This is a genomic window from Pseudomonas sp. GL_103 (assembly GCF_057835175.1).
On sequence record NZ_CM174420.1, the window covers coordinates 2,699,013 to 2,714,626 of the forward strand.

The 15,614-nt window shown below is 60.8% G+C and carries 12 protein-coding genes; 1 reads left to right on the forward strand and 11 read right to left on the reverse strand.

Annotated features, from left to right (window positions below; translation table 11 throughout):
* Positions 1-36: 36 nt before the first annotated feature.
* The 7 genes from AC3IP0_RS12430 to AC3IP0_RS12460 form a co-directional block, all read right to left on the reverse strand.
* Positions 37-1,686: a BatD family protein gene (locus AC3IP0_RS12430; RefSeq protein WP_489327516.1), complete on the reverse strand. Its 1,650-nt coding sequence runs from the start codon at positions 1,684-1,686 to the stop codon at positions 37-39.
* The gene (locus AC3IP0_RS12435) at positions 1,683-3,422 is read right to left on the reverse strand and encodes a tetratricopeptide repeat protein (RefSeq protein ID WP_489327518.1); all 1,740 of its coding nucleotides are present in this window, start codon (positions 3,420-3,422) and stop codon (positions 1,683-1,685) included. Before AC3IP0_RS12435 ends, AC3IP0_RS12430 begins: the two co-directional genes overlap by 4 nt.
* The gene (locus tag AC3IP0_RS12440) at positions 3,419-4,501 is read right to left on the reverse strand and encodes a vWA domain-containing protein (RefSeq protein WP_489327519.1); all 1,083 of its coding nucleotides are present in this window, start codon (positions 4,499-4,501) and stop codon (positions 3,419-3,421) included. Before AC3IP0_RS12440 ends, AC3IP0_RS12435 begins: the two co-directional genes overlap by 4 nt.
* A complete protein-coding gene (locus tag AC3IP0_RS12445) occupies positions 4,494-4,988 on the reverse strand; it encodes a DUF4381 domain-containing protein (RefSeq protein ID WP_489319455.1) in 495 nt (164 codons plus the stop codon). Before AC3IP0_RS12445 ends, AC3IP0_RS12440 begins: the two co-directional genes overlap by 8 nt.
* Positions 4,985-5,929 carry a DUF58 domain-containing protein gene (locus AC3IP0_RS12450; protein WP_489319456.1) on the reverse strand — a complete coding sequence of 315 codons (945 nt, stop codon included), beginning with the start codon at positions 5,927-5,929 and terminating at the stop codon, positions 4,985-4,987. The genes AC3IP0_RS12445 and AC3IP0_RS12450 overlap by 4 nt, the downstream gene beginning before the upstream one ends.
* 5 nt (positions 5,930-5,934) lie before the next feature.
* Complete coding sequence (locus AC3IP0_RS12455) at positions 5,935-6,894, reverse strand: AAA family ATPase (RefSeq protein ID WP_347912281.1); 960 nt, start codon at positions 6,892-6,894, stop codon at positions 5,935-5,937.
* Positions 6,895-7,183: 289 nt separating this feature from the next.
* Positions 7,184-7,537 carry a hypothetical protein gene (locus AC3IP0_RS12460; RefSeq protein ID WP_489319457.1) on the reverse strand — a complete coding sequence of 118 codons (354 nt, stop codon included), beginning with the start codon at positions 7,535-7,537 and terminating at the stop codon, positions 7,184-7,186.
* Between the two features lie 504 nt (positions 7,538-8,041).
* Here AC3IP0_RS12460 and AC3IP0_RS12465 point away from each other — a divergent pair.
* Positions 8,042-12,937 (forward strand): NAD-glutamate dehydrogenase, encoded by a 4,896-nt coding sequence (locus AC3IP0_RS12465; RefSeq protein ID WP_489319458.1) that lies wholly within the window; start codon positions 8,042-8,044, stop codon positions 12,935-12,937.
* Between the two features lie 117 nt (positions 12,938-13,054).
* Here AC3IP0_RS12465 and AC3IP0_RS12470 read toward each other — a convergent pair whose 3' ends face one another.
* The 4 genes from AC3IP0_RS12470 to AC3IP0_RS12485 all read right to left on the reverse strand — a co-directional run bounded on the left by AC3IP0_RS12470 (position 13,055) and on the right by AC3IP0_RS12485 (position 15,609).
* On the reverse strand, positions 13,055-13,621 hold the full coding sequence (locus AC3IP0_RS12470) for a hypothetical protein (RefSeq protein ID WP_489327520.1): 567 nt from the start codon (positions 13,619-13,621) through the stop codon (positions 13,055-13,057).
* Positions 13,622-13,805: 184 nt separating this feature from the next.
* The gene (locus AC3IP0_RS12475) at positions 13,806-14,516 is read right to left on the reverse strand and encodes an ATPase (protein ID WP_489327522.1); all 711 of its coding nucleotides are present in this window, start codon (positions 14,514-14,516) and stop codon (positions 13,806-13,808) included.
* 228 nt (positions 14,517-14,744) lie between these two features.
* Complete coding sequence (locus AC3IP0_RS12480) at positions 14,745-15,155, reverse strand: cupin domain-containing protein (protein ID WP_489327524.1); 411 nt, start codon at positions 15,153-15,155, stop codon at positions 14,745-14,747.
* A gap of 160 nt (positions 15,156-15,315) precedes the next feature.
* Positions 15,316-15,609: a putative quinol monooxygenase gene (locus AC3IP0_RS12485; RefSeq protein ID WP_046037161.1), complete on the reverse strand. Its 294-nt coding sequence runs from the start codon at positions 15,607-15,609 to the stop codon at positions 15,316-15,318.
* Positions 15,610-15,614: the final 5 nt, after the last annotated feature.

The following is a 15,614-nucleotide window of genomic DNA, read 5'->3' on the forward strand; positions in this document are numbered from 1 at the left end:
GCAGCGCCAGTGTCAGACACTGACGCTGCTTTTAGATTATTTGGGATAAAGCGGCGGCAACCCACTGTCGCCGACCGGGTCCTGGACCCGTTCGGCCATCGGGATCGCCTTGATCGCCCGCCACAACTCGTCACCTTGCCAGTACTGGCCGGTTTCGCTGTACAGCGCGCCGTTCAGGCCGTCGAGGGCGTTGGACAGTGGCACGAAGCGGGCGGCCATGTCGGCCAGGGTTTCCGGCTGTTGCCGGGCCCAGGCGTCGAGGGCCTGGCGGGTGGCGTGGGAGTCGTTGGCCTGGCAGGCGCGCTTGAGGTCGTCGAGCACGGTGCGCGGGCTCGGGCCGGTTTGAACGACACGTGCCACTGCCGGTTGCCAGCGGCCACGCCACCAGAGGCCGAAGCCGAGCAGGGTGGTGCAGGCCAGGATCAAGGTGCTGAGCTTCCAGCGCCAGAGTGCTTCGCTGTCGGCGCCGGCATCGACCAGTGAGGCGCCGGCCGGGGTGTCGACCACCAGGCTCGGATTGGCCGCCACGTGCAGTGTGCGAGCGGGCAGGCTGCTGTGTTCCAGATGGTCTTCGAAGGTGTTCCACCAGACCACGTCGACGGTGGGCAACTCGATGGCGCCAGTCCGTGTCGGCACCAGGGCTTCCCGGTCTTCACGGCTGCCGACCAGGCCGCGTTCGCTGTTCTGGTTGCCGAGTACCGGTTGATCCGGGTAGCGGCGCAGGCCGCCGACATCGGTGCCGGGCAGCGGTGGCAGTTGGGTGCTGGACAAGCCTTCGGCCTTCACCGTCAGGCTGCGGGTCAGTGAATCGCCGACCTGGGTGTGATCCGGTTCCGGGTTCCAGCTTTCGCTCAGGGTCAGGCTGCGCGCAGGCAGCCAGGGGGCATCGGCCGGATAGGTGATGGGCTTGGCCTTGACCGTCAACAGCAATTCGGCCGAGGTGACGCGCATCAGCTTGCCGGCTTTGGGCCCCTGGGCTGCGTCCTGTACCGGTTGTGGGTCGACCAGCGCGGCGTTGAAGACCTGTGCCGGAATGATCAGTTCGCCACTGTGTTGCGGGTAGATCGCGTAGCGCATTTCGATCACGCCGTGGCGCAGGCCGTCGATGTCCTTTTCGTAGGTGCGTGAGTCGCCCAACTGTTCGATGCGTGCATCAGATATCTGCAAGGGTGGCAGGCTGCTGTCGTCGTACAGCGACACCGAATGGTAGATGCGCAGGGTCAGGACCGCTTGGGCCTGCACGTAGACGCTGGTTTGATCGAGGCTGGCATCAATGAACACCGCGGCCCGCTTGTCCGGGGTGTCCGGTGTTTCGCTCTCGACCACTTGCAGGGTGATCGGCTGGCTCTGCAGTTCGCCCAGTTGCAATGACGGAATCACCACGCTGCCGTTTTGCCGGGGCAGCAGGGTGACGATCCAGCGGGTGGTGGCCTGGTTTTCACCGCTCAGGGTGTTCAGCTGGTTGACCTGGCGTGTGCCGCGCACTTCGAACAACGGCTCCAGCGCTGTCAGGTCAGGTTTGCCGAACTGGGTGACATCGCTGGATTCCAGGGTCAGTTCGACCGTCTCGCCCGAGCTCAGGCGACTGCGATCAACACTGGCGACCAGTTCCGCTGCCTGTGCCTGAACCGTGCAGAACAACAGGCCATGCAGCAGCGCGAGCAATAAAACGGTGAAGCGGGTCATCGAGTTTCTTCCTGATCCTGATGTTGTTGCTGTTCGTACCAGAATTTGCGCCTGAGCAGTTCACCGGGGTCATCCGGGATCTGCCGCAGCCACTGCTCCAGTGCCTGGCGCTGTTCACCTTCGATGCTGTCGGTGGCCGGGCGCAAGGGTGGTGTGGTGTGTTGTTCGTCACCCAGTTCGCTGCCCGGTACCTCGTTGGTCCCCGGTTTCGGCGGTCTGGTGGGTGATTGTTCCTCATCCGGGCGGGTCGGTTGCCCCTCGGTTTTCGGTTCGCCGCTGCTCGAGGGTTGGGCGGCGGCACCGGGCGGTGGCTCCGCCGATTCGGTTTCGGGCCGGGCGTTGCTGGCGGCGTCTGGCTCAGGAGCGGGTGGCGTGTTTTTCTCCTTGAGCAGACGTTCGACCAGCGCCTTGTTGGTCAGTGCCGGACGCAGATCCGGTTGACGTTCCAGTGCCTGTTCGTAAGCGTCCAGGGCCGCCTCCAGCTCACCGCTTTTGGCCAGGGCATTGCCTCGATTGTAGTGGGCGTGGGCGTCGTCGCCTTCGGCAAACCGCTCGGCGGCGCCTGCGTAGTCGCCGGCCTCATACAGCGCCACGCCTTGCCACTGATGGTTTTCGAAGCGTCGGGAGGCCTCTGCAGGACGCTTCTGCTTGAGTAAGTGCAAGCCTTGTTGATCAGGGCGCAGCCACAGGTCCGCGAGGTCGAAGGCGTAGCTCTGTTGAGGCAGCGCCAATAGCAGCGGCAGGCACAGCAGCCAACCGCGACGTCCCGCGCAGGCCGCGAGCAGCAACAGTGGCAGCAGCAACCAGTAACCCTGATCGGCCCAGGTGTCCAGGCGCAAGGTCTGGCCGTCGTTGCGCAAGTTGCGCGGACCGTCGAGCAGGCCAAGGGCGTGCAGGTCGCTATCGTCCAGGCGCGCCTGGCGATAGCGTCCATCCAGGTCGTTGGCAAAACTTTTCAAGCCGGGCTCGTCGAGGCGCGGCACGAGAATGGCGCCTTGTTCATCCTTGAGGAAGCTACCGTCTTCCTGGGTGATCGGCGAGCCTTCGGCGGTGCCGATGCCGAGCATCAGGAATTGCGTCGATTTGCCGCTCAGCGCGCGACGGATGCCCAGCCGCTCCTGATCGGTCAGGGACGAACCAACCAGCAGGATACGGCCGTCGCCCAAAGCAGCCTGATCGAGCAGCGCCAGGGCCTTGAGCACCGCCAGATCGGCGCGATGACCGGCCTCTGGCATCAACGACGGCTTCAGCACATCCAACAGGTTGCGGCTGGTGGCAAGATCATCCGACAGCGGTACCAGCGTGTGGGCACTGCCGGCGTAGACGACGATGGCGGTTTGCGCGTCGCTGCGAATCTCTAGCAGGTCAAGCAGCTTGCGTCGTGCCTGTTCCAGTCGGTTGGGCGTGACGTCGGTGGCGAGCATTTCCGGGGTCAGTTCGAGAATCGCCACCAGCGGATCGGCGGGCTTTTGACTGGTCTGTTCGACACGCTGCCAGCTCGGTCCCAGCAGGGCGAGCACGGTCAACAGCCAGGCGAGACCGAGGGCGATCCAGGGCAATTTACTGTCGCGACCACTGCCACCGCTGAGCAATGCCGCGTGAAAGGCCGGTGGCAGGATCATCTGCCAGCGCCCGGCGCGCTTCTTGCGGTGCCAGAGTTGCCAGAGCAACCAGCCAAGCACCGGCAGCAACAACAGCCACCAGGGGCGGAACCAGTAGGGCCACAGCACGCTCATCGGCGCCTCCGCAGACGGAGGCGTTTGAGACGCTGGCGCCAGTCGGGCAGCAATTGCGTTTGCAAAAACAGATCCTTGGTAAGCAGGCGTTGCAAGGGGTTGTCCGGCCAGAGTACGGGGGCCAGCAGCAGCATGCTCAACCACAGCGCCAGGGCCAGCGGCCAGTAATACAGCGCTTGGGCCGGGCGGGCCTGGGTCGGTTGTTGGGCCACGGGCTCCAGTTGGTCAAGGGTGTCCTTGACCGATTGCAGTTCCTTGCCATCATGGGCGCGGAAATACTGGCCGCCGGTGGCTTCGGCGATGGCTTTGAGGGACGGTTCGTCAAGGTCCAGGCTCGGATTGACGCCGAGGAAGCCCACGGAGCCGCTTTGCTCCGGATCGGCACCGATGCCGATCGGGTAGATTTTCACCCCTTCCTTGGCCGCCAGCCGCGCAGCGGTGAGCGGGTCGATTTCACCGCCATTGTTGGCGCCGTCGGTGACCAGAATCAGCACGCGGCTTGTTGCCGGACGCGAGCGCAGGCGCTTGAGGCCCAGGCCGATGGCATCGCCGATGGCGGTGTTTTTGCCAGCAATGCCGATGCGAGCTTCGTCGAGCCAGACGCGTACGGTGTGGCGATCGAAGGTCAGCGGGGCTTGCAGGTAGGCCTGGCTACCGAACAGGATCAGGCCAACCCGGTCACCTTCGCGGCTTTCGAGGAAATCGCCGAGCAGGTGCTGGACCAACGCCAGTCGGCTCACTTCTTCGTCCTGCCACTGCATGTCAGGGAAATCCATGGAGCCGGAAACGTCCACCGCCACCAGCAAGTCGCGGCCACTGGCGGCAATCGGCAAGGGTTCGCCGAGCCACTGCGGGCGTGCCGCCGCGACCAGCAGCAACAGCCACAGCAGTATGAACGGAGCCTGCTGGCGCCATGCCGGCAGGTTGGCCCGGGCGCGACGTCCGGCGAGGCCTTCCAGATCGCTGAGGAAGCTGACCTTGAGCGCCGGTTCGCCACTGTCGGCCACCGGCAATACGATGCGCATCAGCCACGGCAGCGGCAACAGGGCAAAAATCCACGGCCAGGCGAACTCAAACATGCTTGCGAATCCATGTGTCGACGGCCTGGGTCAGGCCGGCGATGGCCTTGTCGTCGAGTTTGCATTCGGGTTTGTAGGCGCCTTCGACCAGCACCATCCAGCGGGTCAGCCCGGCGGCCGGGCAGCGGTTATCGAGGAACGCCAGCCACTTGCGGCCGTTGAGGGTGTGGCTCTGGCTGTAGGGGTAATGGTTGCGGCACAGGCGCTTGAGCAGGCCGTTGAGTTGCTGCAGCCAGGCACCGGCCGGCGCGCCGTCGTAGGGTTTGGGCATCATTGCCAATTCGGCCAGTGCGGCCAGGCGCACCGGGTCAAGCGGTTGTTCAGCACGTACCACTGGGCGCTTGTCCGGAATAAAGCGCCGCAGCTTCCACAGGCCCAAACCGATCAGTGGCACCAATAGAAGCAGCAACCACCAACCCGGTGCCGGAGGCCAGAATTCAACCGGTGGCGGGGATATCAGTGGTTGCAGTTGATCAAGGCTGCTCATCGACCTTTCCCCGGTTTCTGTGGGTTCAGGTATTCGCGCAATTGCTCGACCATCTCGCTCTGAGTGCTCAACGGCATCATCAGCACCCGCAGTTTCTGCGCGAGCAACTCCCAGCGAGCGATGCGTGCTTCGGCCTGGGCCCGGTAAGCCTGGCGCAGGTCGAAATTCAGTGTATCGAGCTCCAGTTGTGCGCCATGCTCGGCGAAGCGTAAAAGGCCAGCAGCGGGCAGGGCGTGATCCAGCGGATCGGACACCGGCAGCAGCAGCAGGTCGCAATGGCGCGATAACAGGCTCAACTGTTGCTCGGCGCTTTCCGATAGCGCGCGTTCATCGCAAATCACAATGACAAGGCTGCCCGGACGTGACACCTCCCGCGCTCGGCGCAAGGCAATGCCAAAGGCGTCGCGGTCCGGCTCGCCTTCGGTGGTCAGCGACTGGTTGACCCGAACCAGCCGGTTGAGCAACTGCAGCAGGCTTTGCTTGCTGCGCCGAGGCTTGATTTCGTAGTGCACATTGTCGCCATACACCAGGCCGCCGACCCGGTCGTTGTGACCCAGGGCCGCCCAGCCGATCAGGCTCGCGGCCTGGGCGGCGAGCACCGACTTGAACATCAGGCCCGAGCCGAAAAACAGCCGGCGGCTTTGTTCGACCATGATGAAAATCGGCCGCTCACGTTCTTCGTGGAACAGTTTGGTGTGAGGTTCCTGGGTGCGCGCGGTCACGCGCCAGTCAATGGTGCGCACATCGTCGCCGGCTTGATAGACCCGTACCTGATCGAAGTCGACGCCACGCCCGCGCAATTTGGAATGGTGCAGGCCGATCAGCGGGCTGCGTTGGCTCGGCGTGGAGAACAGCTGCACTTCGCGCACGCGATGGCGCATCTCGATCAGGTCGGCGAGGCTGACACGGATGCCCGGCTCGGGCGGCAGGCTGGCGTTCATCGAGGTCAAGCGACGGCTACGACGTCGAGAATCCGCTGGACCACACGGTCCTGATCGATGCCAGCGGCTTCGGCTTCAAAGGACAGAATGATGCGATGGCGCAGCACGTCGAACAGCACGGCCTGGATGTCTTCCGGGCTGACGAAATCACGCCCGGCCAGCCAGGCGTGGGCGCGGGCACAGCGGTCCAGGGCAATCGAACCGCGGGGGCTGGCGCCGTAGGCGATCCACTCGGCCATCTCCGGATCGAATTTGGCCGGTGTGCGGGTGGCCATGACCAGTTGCACCAGGTATTCCTCCACGGCGTCGGCCATGTACAAACCGAGGATTTCCTTGCGTGCGACAAAAATCGTCTGTTGAGTAACCCGGCGCTCAGGCTTCGTTTCGCCGTTGAGCGCTTCGCCACGGGCCTGTTGCAGGATCTTGCGTTCAACCGTCGCGTCCGGGAAACCGATCTTCACGTGCATCAGGAAGCGGTCGAGCTGGGCTTCGGGCAGCGGGTAGGTGCCTTCTTGCTCGATCGGGTTCTGCGTGGCCATCACCAGGAATAGCGGCGACAGCTCATAGGTGCTGCGCCCGACACTGACTTGCCGCTCGCCCATGGCTTCGAGCAAGGCCGACTGAACCTTGGCCGGGGCACGGTTGATTTCGTCCGCCAACACCAGGTTGTGGAAGATCGGACCTTGCTGGAACACGAAGCTGCCGGTTTCCGGACGATAGATTTCCGTACCGGTAATGTCGGCCGGCAACAGGTCGGGGGTGAACTGGATGCGGTGGAACTGAGCTTCGATGCCTTCGGCAAGTTCTTTGATGGCCTTGGTCTTGGCCAGGCCAGGAGCACCCTCGACCAGCATGTGGCCGTCGGCGAGCAGGGCGATGAGCAAGCGCTCGATGAGCTTTTCCTGGCCGAGAATCTGCGTTGAAAGAAAGGTTCGCAGCGCCAGCAGCGCTTCACGATGTTCCATCGATGACTGTTCCTGCAAAAGGGTGGCCGAGGACGTTCGAAATACGCCAGGGCTGGGGGCGTTACTTTAATCCATCGCGGGGGGCGCCGACTAACGGCATTTTGCGCAAAGTGCGGGAATTGGTTGGCAATCGTTGTAGGAATTTTCTACAGGTCACAGGGTGGCGGTGTTCTCTCGGGCCTCTTCGCGAGCAAGCCCGCTCCCACAGTCGACCGTGTTCTTCCAGTAAGAATGCGATCAAATGTGGGAGCGGGCTTGCTCGCGAAGGCGTCAGTAGGTGCGCTGATATTCAGAGCTGGCGGATGTACGTCCCGGTGCCTTTAAGAATGTTCTGCAAGGTCTCTTCCACTTCGGCCAGATCTACCATATCAGCATCAAAGGTGATCTCCAGCACATCATCCCCATTCAGCGCATCAGCATCCGCCGCCGCAATTTCAATCTTCAGCAGAGAAGGGCCGAGGGTGACTTTCACGCCGTCCAGGGTCGAGGGTTCGCCGTCGAGGGTGATTTCCAGCTCGTCTTCATCCGGGTAGCGGCTCATCAGGAACATTTCGCCCTGGTCGCTGTGGCAGCAGAGCATGGCCATGTTGTCTTCTTCGTCGTCGCAAGGGTTGACGATCAAGAGGGCGGTTTTCATTTTCATGGGAAATTCCTGGCTCGACGGGCGTGGTAAACGCAGCAAAGGGCGATTCTGCCAGCCCGCGCACATTTCTGCTCGTCCGAGTGTCAAAGGATGTGTCGTGACCGAGCAAAGTGTTGCTGGTCATTTCTGGTACGGATGTCCCGTAAAACCGGACGGAAAACCGTCATTTTCCTGTGCGAATGCTAGTGTTGTTCGATGCGCCGCCCTCAAGCTGCGTACCGTTGACCGAATATGTCGCAGCACCGCAAGCACGGGCCTTGCCGCACTGGTTAAGCTGCGCAACGGATGAGCACCCGTAAAGACATTGCGCTGTCCGCAGCCCAGTCGTTTTTGCAGATGCCCATTCACGGAAGGTGAATGTGACCCGAGTGTCCCGTCCAGCTTCACCCACCTGTCACCCTGTTTCCTCTGCCCGAGAATCAGGAACGGGGTGACGGGTAGCCCCGAACAGGGGTTTTGCACGCGACGCTTCCATCAATAACAAGCCCAAGCGGAGTACCACAGATGGCGTTCTTCACCGCAGCCAGCAAAGCCGACTTCCAGCACCAACTGCAAGCGGCACTGGCGCAGCACATCAGTGAACAGGCACTGCCACAAGTGGCGCTGTTCGCTGAACAATTCTTCGGCATCATTTCCCTTGACGAGCTGACCCAGCGTCGGTTGTCCGACCTCGCTGGCTGCACCCTTTCTGCATGGCGCCTGCTTGAGCGCTTTGATCACGCGCAGCCGCAAGTGCGCGTCTACAACCCCGATTACGAACGCCACGGCTGGCAGTCGACCCACACCGCGGTCGAAGTGCTGCACCACGACCTGCCATTCCTGGTGGACTCGGTGCGTACCGAGCTGAACCGCCGCGGCTACAGCATCCATACCCTGCAAACCACCGTGCTGAGCGTGCGTCGTGGCAGCAAGGGCGAGTTGCTGGAAATCCTGCCTAAAGGCACCCAGGGCGACGACATTCAGCAAGAATCGCTGATGTACCTGGAAATCGACCGCTGCGCCAACACCGCCGAGCTCAATGTGCTGAGCAAAGAGCTGGAGCAGGTGCTCGGTGAAGTTCGCGTGGCCGTCGGCGATTTCGAGCCGATGAAGGCCAAGGTCCAGGACATCCTGACCAAGCTGGACAACAGCCAGTTCGCCGTCGATGGCGACGAGAAGAGCGAGATCAAGAGCTTCCTGGAATGGCTGGTGGGCAACCACTTCACCTTCCTCGGTTATGAAGAGTTCGTGGTCAGCGATGAAGCCGATGGCGGCCATATCGTCTACGACAAGGACTCCTTCCTCGGCCTGACCAAACTGCTGCGTGCCGGCCTGACCTACGATGACCTGCGCATCGAAGACTATGCCGTGAACTACCTGCGCGAACCGACCCTGCTGTCGTTCGCCAAGGCTTCGCACCCAAGCCGTGTCCATCGTCCGGCTTACCCGGATTTCGTGTCGATCCGTGAAGTTGACGCCGACGGCAAGGTCATCAAGGAATGCCGTTTCATGGGCCTGTACACCTCGTCGGTGTATGGCGAGAGCGTGCGGGTGATCCCGTACATCCGCCGCAAGGTCGAGGAAATCGAACACCGTTCCGGCTTCCAGGCCAAGGCTCACCTGGGCAAGGAACTGGCGCAGGTACTCGAAGTGCTGCCGCGCGACGATCTGTTCCAGACCCCGGTGGACGAGCTGTTCAGCACCGTGATGTCGATCGTGCAGATCCAGGAACGCAACAAGATTCGCGTGTTCCTGCGCAAAGACCCGTACGGCCGTTTCTGCTACTGCCTGGCCTACGTGCCGCGTGATATCTATTCCACCGAAGTGCGCCAGAAGATCCAGCAAGTGCTGATGGATCGCCTGAAAGCCTCGGACTGCGAGTTCTGGACCTTCTTCTCCGAGTCCGTGCTGGCCCGCGTGCAGCTGATCCTGCGCGTCGACCCGAAAAACCGCCTCGACATCGACCCGCTGCTGCTGGAAAAAGAAGTGGTGCAGGCCTGCCGCAGCTGGCAGGACGACTACGCCGCCCTGACCATTGAAAGCTTCGGTGAAGCCCACGGCACCAACGTGCTGGCCGACTTCCCGAAAGGCTTCCCGGCCGGTTACCGCGAGCGTTTCGCAGCCCACTCGGCTGTGGTCGACATGCAGCACCTGCTGAGCCTCAACGAAAAAAATCCGCTGGTGATGAGCTTCTACCAGCCGCTGGGCCAGGTGTCCGGCCAGCGCATGCTGCACTGCAAGCTGTACCACGCCGATACCCCGCTGGCGCTGTCCGACGTGCTGCCGATCCTGGAAAACCTCGGCCTGCGCGTGCTGGGTGAGTTCCCGTATCGCCTGCGCCACAACAGTGGCCGCGAGTTCTGGATTCACGATTTCGCGTTCACCGCCGCCGAAGGCCTGGAACTCGACATCCAGCAACTCAACGACACGCTGCAGGACGCCTTTGTCCACATCGTGCGTGGCGAAGCCGAGAACGACGCGTTCAACCGTCTGGTGCTGACCGCCGGCCTGCCATGGCGCGACGTGGCGCTGCTGCGTGCCTACGCCCGCTACATGAAACAGATCCGTCTGGGCTTCGACCTGGGCTACATCGCCAGCACCCTGAACAACCACACCGACATCGCTCGCGAGTTGACCCGGTTGTTCAAGACCCGTTTCTACCTGGCGCGCAAGCTGACCGGCGACGATCTGGACGACAAGCAGCAACGCCTGGAACACGCGATTCACAGCGCCCTGGACGACGTCCAGGTACTGAACGAAGACCGCATCCTGCGTCGCTACCTCGACCTGATCAAGGCCACTCTGCGCACCAACTTCTACCAGACCGATGCCAACGGCCATAACAAGTCGTACTTCAGCTTCAAGTTCAACCCGCACTTGATTCCCGAGCTGCCAAAGCCGGTACCGAAGTTCGAAATCTTCGTTTACTCGCCGCGCGTCGAAGGCGTGCACCTGCGCTTCGGCAACGTGGCTCGTGGCGGCCTGCGCTGGTCCGACCGTGAAGAAGACTTCCGTACCGAAGTCCTGGGCCTGGTAAAAGCCCAGCAAGTGAAGAACTCGGTGATCGTGCCGGTGGGTGCGAAGGGTGGCTTCCTGCCGCGTCGCCTGCCACTGGGCGGCAGCCGTGACGAGATCGCGGCCGAGGGCATCGCCTGCTACCGCATCTTCATTTCTGGCCTGTTGGACATCACCGACAACCTGAAAGACGGCGCCCTGGTGCCACCGGCCAACGTCGTGCGTCATGACCACGATGACCCGTACCTGGTAGTAGCGGCGGACAAGGGCACTGCGACCTTCTCCGACATCGCCAACGGCATCGCCATCGACTACGGCTTCTGGCTGGGTGACGCGTTTGCGTCCGGTGGTTCGGCCGGTTACGACCACAAGAAGATGGGCATCACCGCCAAGGGCGCGTGGGTCGGCGTACAGCGCCACTTCCGCGAGCGCGGCATCAATGTCCAGGAAGACAGCATCACCGTGGTCGGCGTCGGCGACATGGCCGGTGACGTGTTCGGTAACGGCTTGCTGATGTCCGACAAGCTGCAACTGGTCGCAGCGTTCAACCACCTGCACATCTTCATCGACCCGAACCCTGAGCCGGCGTCGAGCTTCGCCGAGCGTCAGCGCCTGTTCGACCTGCCGCGTTCGGCCTGGTCGGACTACGACACCAGCCTGATGTCCGAAGGTGGCGGCATCTTCTCCCGTAGCGCGAAGAGCATTGCGATTTCCCCGCAAATGCAGGAACGCTTCGACATCTCGGCCGACAAGCTGACCCCGACCGAACTGCTCAATGCCTTGCTCAAGGCACCGGTGGATCTGCTGTGGAACGGCGGTATCGGTACTTACGTCAAGGCCAGCAGCGAAACCCACGCCGATGTCGGCGACAAGGCCAACGATGCACTGCGCGTGAACGGCAACGAACTGCGCTGCAAAGTCGTGGGCGAGGGCGGTAACCTGGGCATGACCCAACTGGGTCGCGTCGAGTTCGGCCTCAATGGCGGCGGTTCCAACACCGACTTCATCGACAACGCCGGTGGTGTGGACTGCTCCGACCACGAAGTGAACATCAAGATCCTGCTGAACGAAGTGGTTCAGGCCGGCGACATGACCGACAAGCAACGCAACCAGTTGCTGGCGAGCATGACCGACGAAGTCGGTGGTCTGGTGCTGGGCAACAACTACAAGCAGACTCAGGCCCTGTCCCTGGCAGCCCGTCGCGCCTTGCCGCGGATTGCCGAATACAAGCGCCTGATGAACGACCTGGAAGGCCGCGGCAAGCTGGATCGCGCCATCGAGTTCCTGCCGGCCGAAGAAGCCATCAACGAGCGCATCGCGGCAGGCCATGGCCTGACCCGTGCCGAGCTGTCGGTGCTGATCTCGTACAGCAAGATCGACCTCAAGGAGCAGCTGCTGGGCTCCCTGGTGCCGGACGACGACTACCTGACCCGCGACATGGAAACCGCTTTCCCGCCAACGCTGGTGAGCAAGTTCTCCGCGGCCATGCGCCGTCACCGTCTGAAGCGCGAAATCGTCAGCACCCAGATCGCCAACGATCTGGTCAACCACATGGGCATCACTTTCGTTCAACGACTCAAAGAGTCGACCGGCATGAGCCCGGCGAACGTGGCCGGCGCCTACGTGATCGTGCGCGACATTTTCCACCTCCCGCACTGGTTCCGTCAGATCGAGAACCTGGACTACCAGGTCTCCGCCGACGTGCAACTGGAGCTGATGGACGAGCTGATGCGCCTGGGCCGTCGCGCTACGCGCTGGTTCCTGCGTGCCCGTCGCAACGAGCAGAACGCTGCCCGTGACGTAGCGCACTTCGGTCCGCATCTGAAGGAGTTGGGCCTCAAGCTCGACGAGTTGCTCAGTGGCGAGATCCGCGAAACCTGGCAGACCCGTTATCAGGCGTACGTCGAAGCCGGTGTGCCGGAGTTGCTGGCGCGCATGGTGGCTGGTACTTCGCACCTGTACACCCTGCTGCCGATCATCGAGGCTTCCGACGTGACTGGCCAGGATCCGGCCGAAGTGGCCAAGGCCTACTTCGCCGTAGGCAGTGCGCTGGACATCACCTGGTACATGCAACAGATCAGCGCTCTGCCGGTTGAAAACAACTGGCAGGCCCTGGCCCGTGAAGCGTTCCGTGATGATGTGGACTGGCAGCAACGTGCGATCACCATCTCGGTCCTGCAACAGGGCGACGGCACCCAGGACGTGGAAACACGCCTGTCGCTGTGGATGGCGCAGCACGAGAGCATGATCGAGCGCTGGCGCGTCATGCTGGTGGAAATCCGTGCCGCCAGCGGCACCGACTACGCCATGTACGCGGTGGCCAACCGCGAACTGCTGGACCTGGCGTTGAGCGGTCAAGCGGTAGTGCCTGCCGCTGTAGCCGCCGAGCTGGAACCGGCTGCCTGATCAGGCGCTGAATGAAAAAGCCCCGCATTGAGAGATGCGGGGCTTTTTTTGTTCAAGAGGTAGTGATTGGTTTGAGTGCAAGTCGCTACATCAAGGAAAAGCTGTTGAGCGTTGAGGTCAGACCGCATGTCTCTTGAGAATATTTAACTCGAATTTCACAATGTCTCCCGAGCGATCATTGAAAGTCGAGTAACGGTCCGTGTTCGTATTTATTTGTGTTCTGATGACCCCCGCATGACGGGCTTTCAAGTAAACGGTAGACGTGTCGGAGCTCAAATCACCGAGGGTGATGATGTTGTAATCAGCATCCAGCAAGTTGAATGACGTGGTGTTCCCTCCAGCGGGCGGAAGGGCCGCCAGAACGCCCTTGTCGTTTTTGCTGATGTACTGTTGATCATAGGGGTTGCTGACTATTTTCATATTGTAATAGTCGTCATAGCATTCGAAATGCACGACCACGGTATCTTTGGTTGGGATGGAACTACCAACGGGAACCATTTCGTTAGTGAAAGGATCACGAACAAATTTGGGGGCTCGACGATAGTCGTTTTGAGCCGTGATGATGTTTTTCGGCAACGCTTCGCTATTGAGAAGGGCCGGTAACATGAGTTCCTGGAGAAAGGTAATGGGACTGCCGTTGCAAGTAAGGTGTGCGATAAATGAGCGTTCTTCGTTTGTATTCATAAATAGTCCTTTATTTAATGTTTGTATTCCCTGAGTGGGCGCCCAGAATAATGTCGGCCAGATGAGTGGCGCTTTAATTAATTGTTTCGTATATTTTCGCAGGGCTAACTCGTGATTCCATGTCTGCATCTATGTGATCAGCCCCGTCGTTTGAAGAGCAAGGCTGATCATCATAACTGTGCGCTCAGAAGGTCTTGCGGTCTGTTGCGGTTTCAGTTGCCGAAAGGTTGTTCGACGGGTGGGTCATCATACTGTCAAGCGACTGATCAAACTTCTGCAGCGCCCGAACCTGCACATTCTGTTGCTCATTGATATCGGCAACGATCTCTTCACTGCGCTTGTAGTCGGCCCATACCGGACTCAGCGCTTTGGCGTCATGACCTTGTGCCGTTGCGATGTAGTTGAAGTTGCGATCATAGAAGTCCGCGCTAACTTTGGACTCGACATCCGAGCTGCGTGAGGTGATCAACTGGCTGCGGCTGTCGACGATGGCCACCACATCCGGTTTCGCAGCCCTGAGGCTTTGCATGTCCGGGTAAACGGTCACTGAACCAAACTGGCGTTGCAGCGAAGCCTTGACCCAGTCCACTGCCAGATCGGGTTTTGAGGTGGCGACATAGGCATCGTGAATCGGTTGTACCAGCAGGCTCTGGCCGAAACCGGTGCCGGCGTTGGCCTGGTAGTCCTGAAGATAGGCACGGTTGGCCTGGGTGTTGCGACTGTACACGACGCCCAGCGACACCTGGTTGCCGTTGGGAATGCGGGTCGCGTTGCTGCGGCCCACCGGTTCGGTGAAGACTCCGTCCAGTGAAGATACCGCGGAAGGTGCTGTGGGAATCGAGCAGCCAGCCAAGAGAGCGGTCATCGTCAACGTACTGACAAGCGCAAGTTTCATGGTGTTTCTCCAGTGAAACAACTTGGTCGAAAGTTGAAGTTGCCGGCGATCTGCCGGCGGTGACTCAAGACTAAACCCTGGATGATTTATTTAAATAGCCAATATCCTCACTTGTCAGGTGAGCAATAGTTTTGTTTGGTTTAAAGGTCTTCGGTTAATTGCGTGAGGAAATAAAAAGGCCCGAATTCGCGATTCGAGCCTTTTTATTTATAGCTGTACGTGCAGCCATTAGTGTTCCAGTGGGATCAACACTTTCTCGTCCGGGGCCAATACCATGAACACCAGCAACTTGGCCGGCTGGGTTGCGCTGGCGTTTTTCGACACCATGTGTTCCGAACCCGCCGGCTCATACCAGAACTCTCCAGGCTTGTAGGTTTTCGCCGGCTGGCCCTTCACCTGGGAGGTGATTTCTCCGGAAAGGACATAGGCCATGGTGGTGCCATCGTGTCTATGGGCGACGGAAGACTGACCGGGTTGGTAATCGACTTCGATCATCAGCGCTTTCTTGCCGGGTACGTTCTTCAGTATTTCCTCCTGCAAGACGGTGACCTTTTCCGAGGGGTCATGGGCAAAGGCCGATGCGCAAAACATCAGGGCCAGGGCGGCAAGGGGGGTAGCACAGAAGCGCAACATGTTCATGGTTCTTTACCTGCGGTGGTTGGTTGTTGCAAACCACAGTAGTGCGCAAGCTGTAGAGGTTAAACAGCCAATATTCTGGAAGGCGAGGGGACCAATTGCAGAAGGGCCAACGGAGAAAAAATGATGGTGAGGGAGCAAGCTCCCTCACCACAGGAAATGGTTAAACGATCGGAAAACTGTTGAAGTCCACGGCATTGGCCAGTTGGCTATCGATCAGGCTGATAAAACCCTGGACCTCGGGGCAGTTGAAATGCGACCGCATGGCCGCTTCCGATTGCCAGTGGGCGCTAACGGTCCAGCGATTGGTGTCCTCGGGGCAGCGGTCGACCATATAGGATTCGCAGCCGGGAAGTTCACGCAGGGTTTCGACAATCTTCTGCAGTTGCTTGCCCAGTTCATCCGAGCGGCCGGCGGCGGCCTGTACCTGTACGGTATTGATCACTTCATGGGACATTGCTC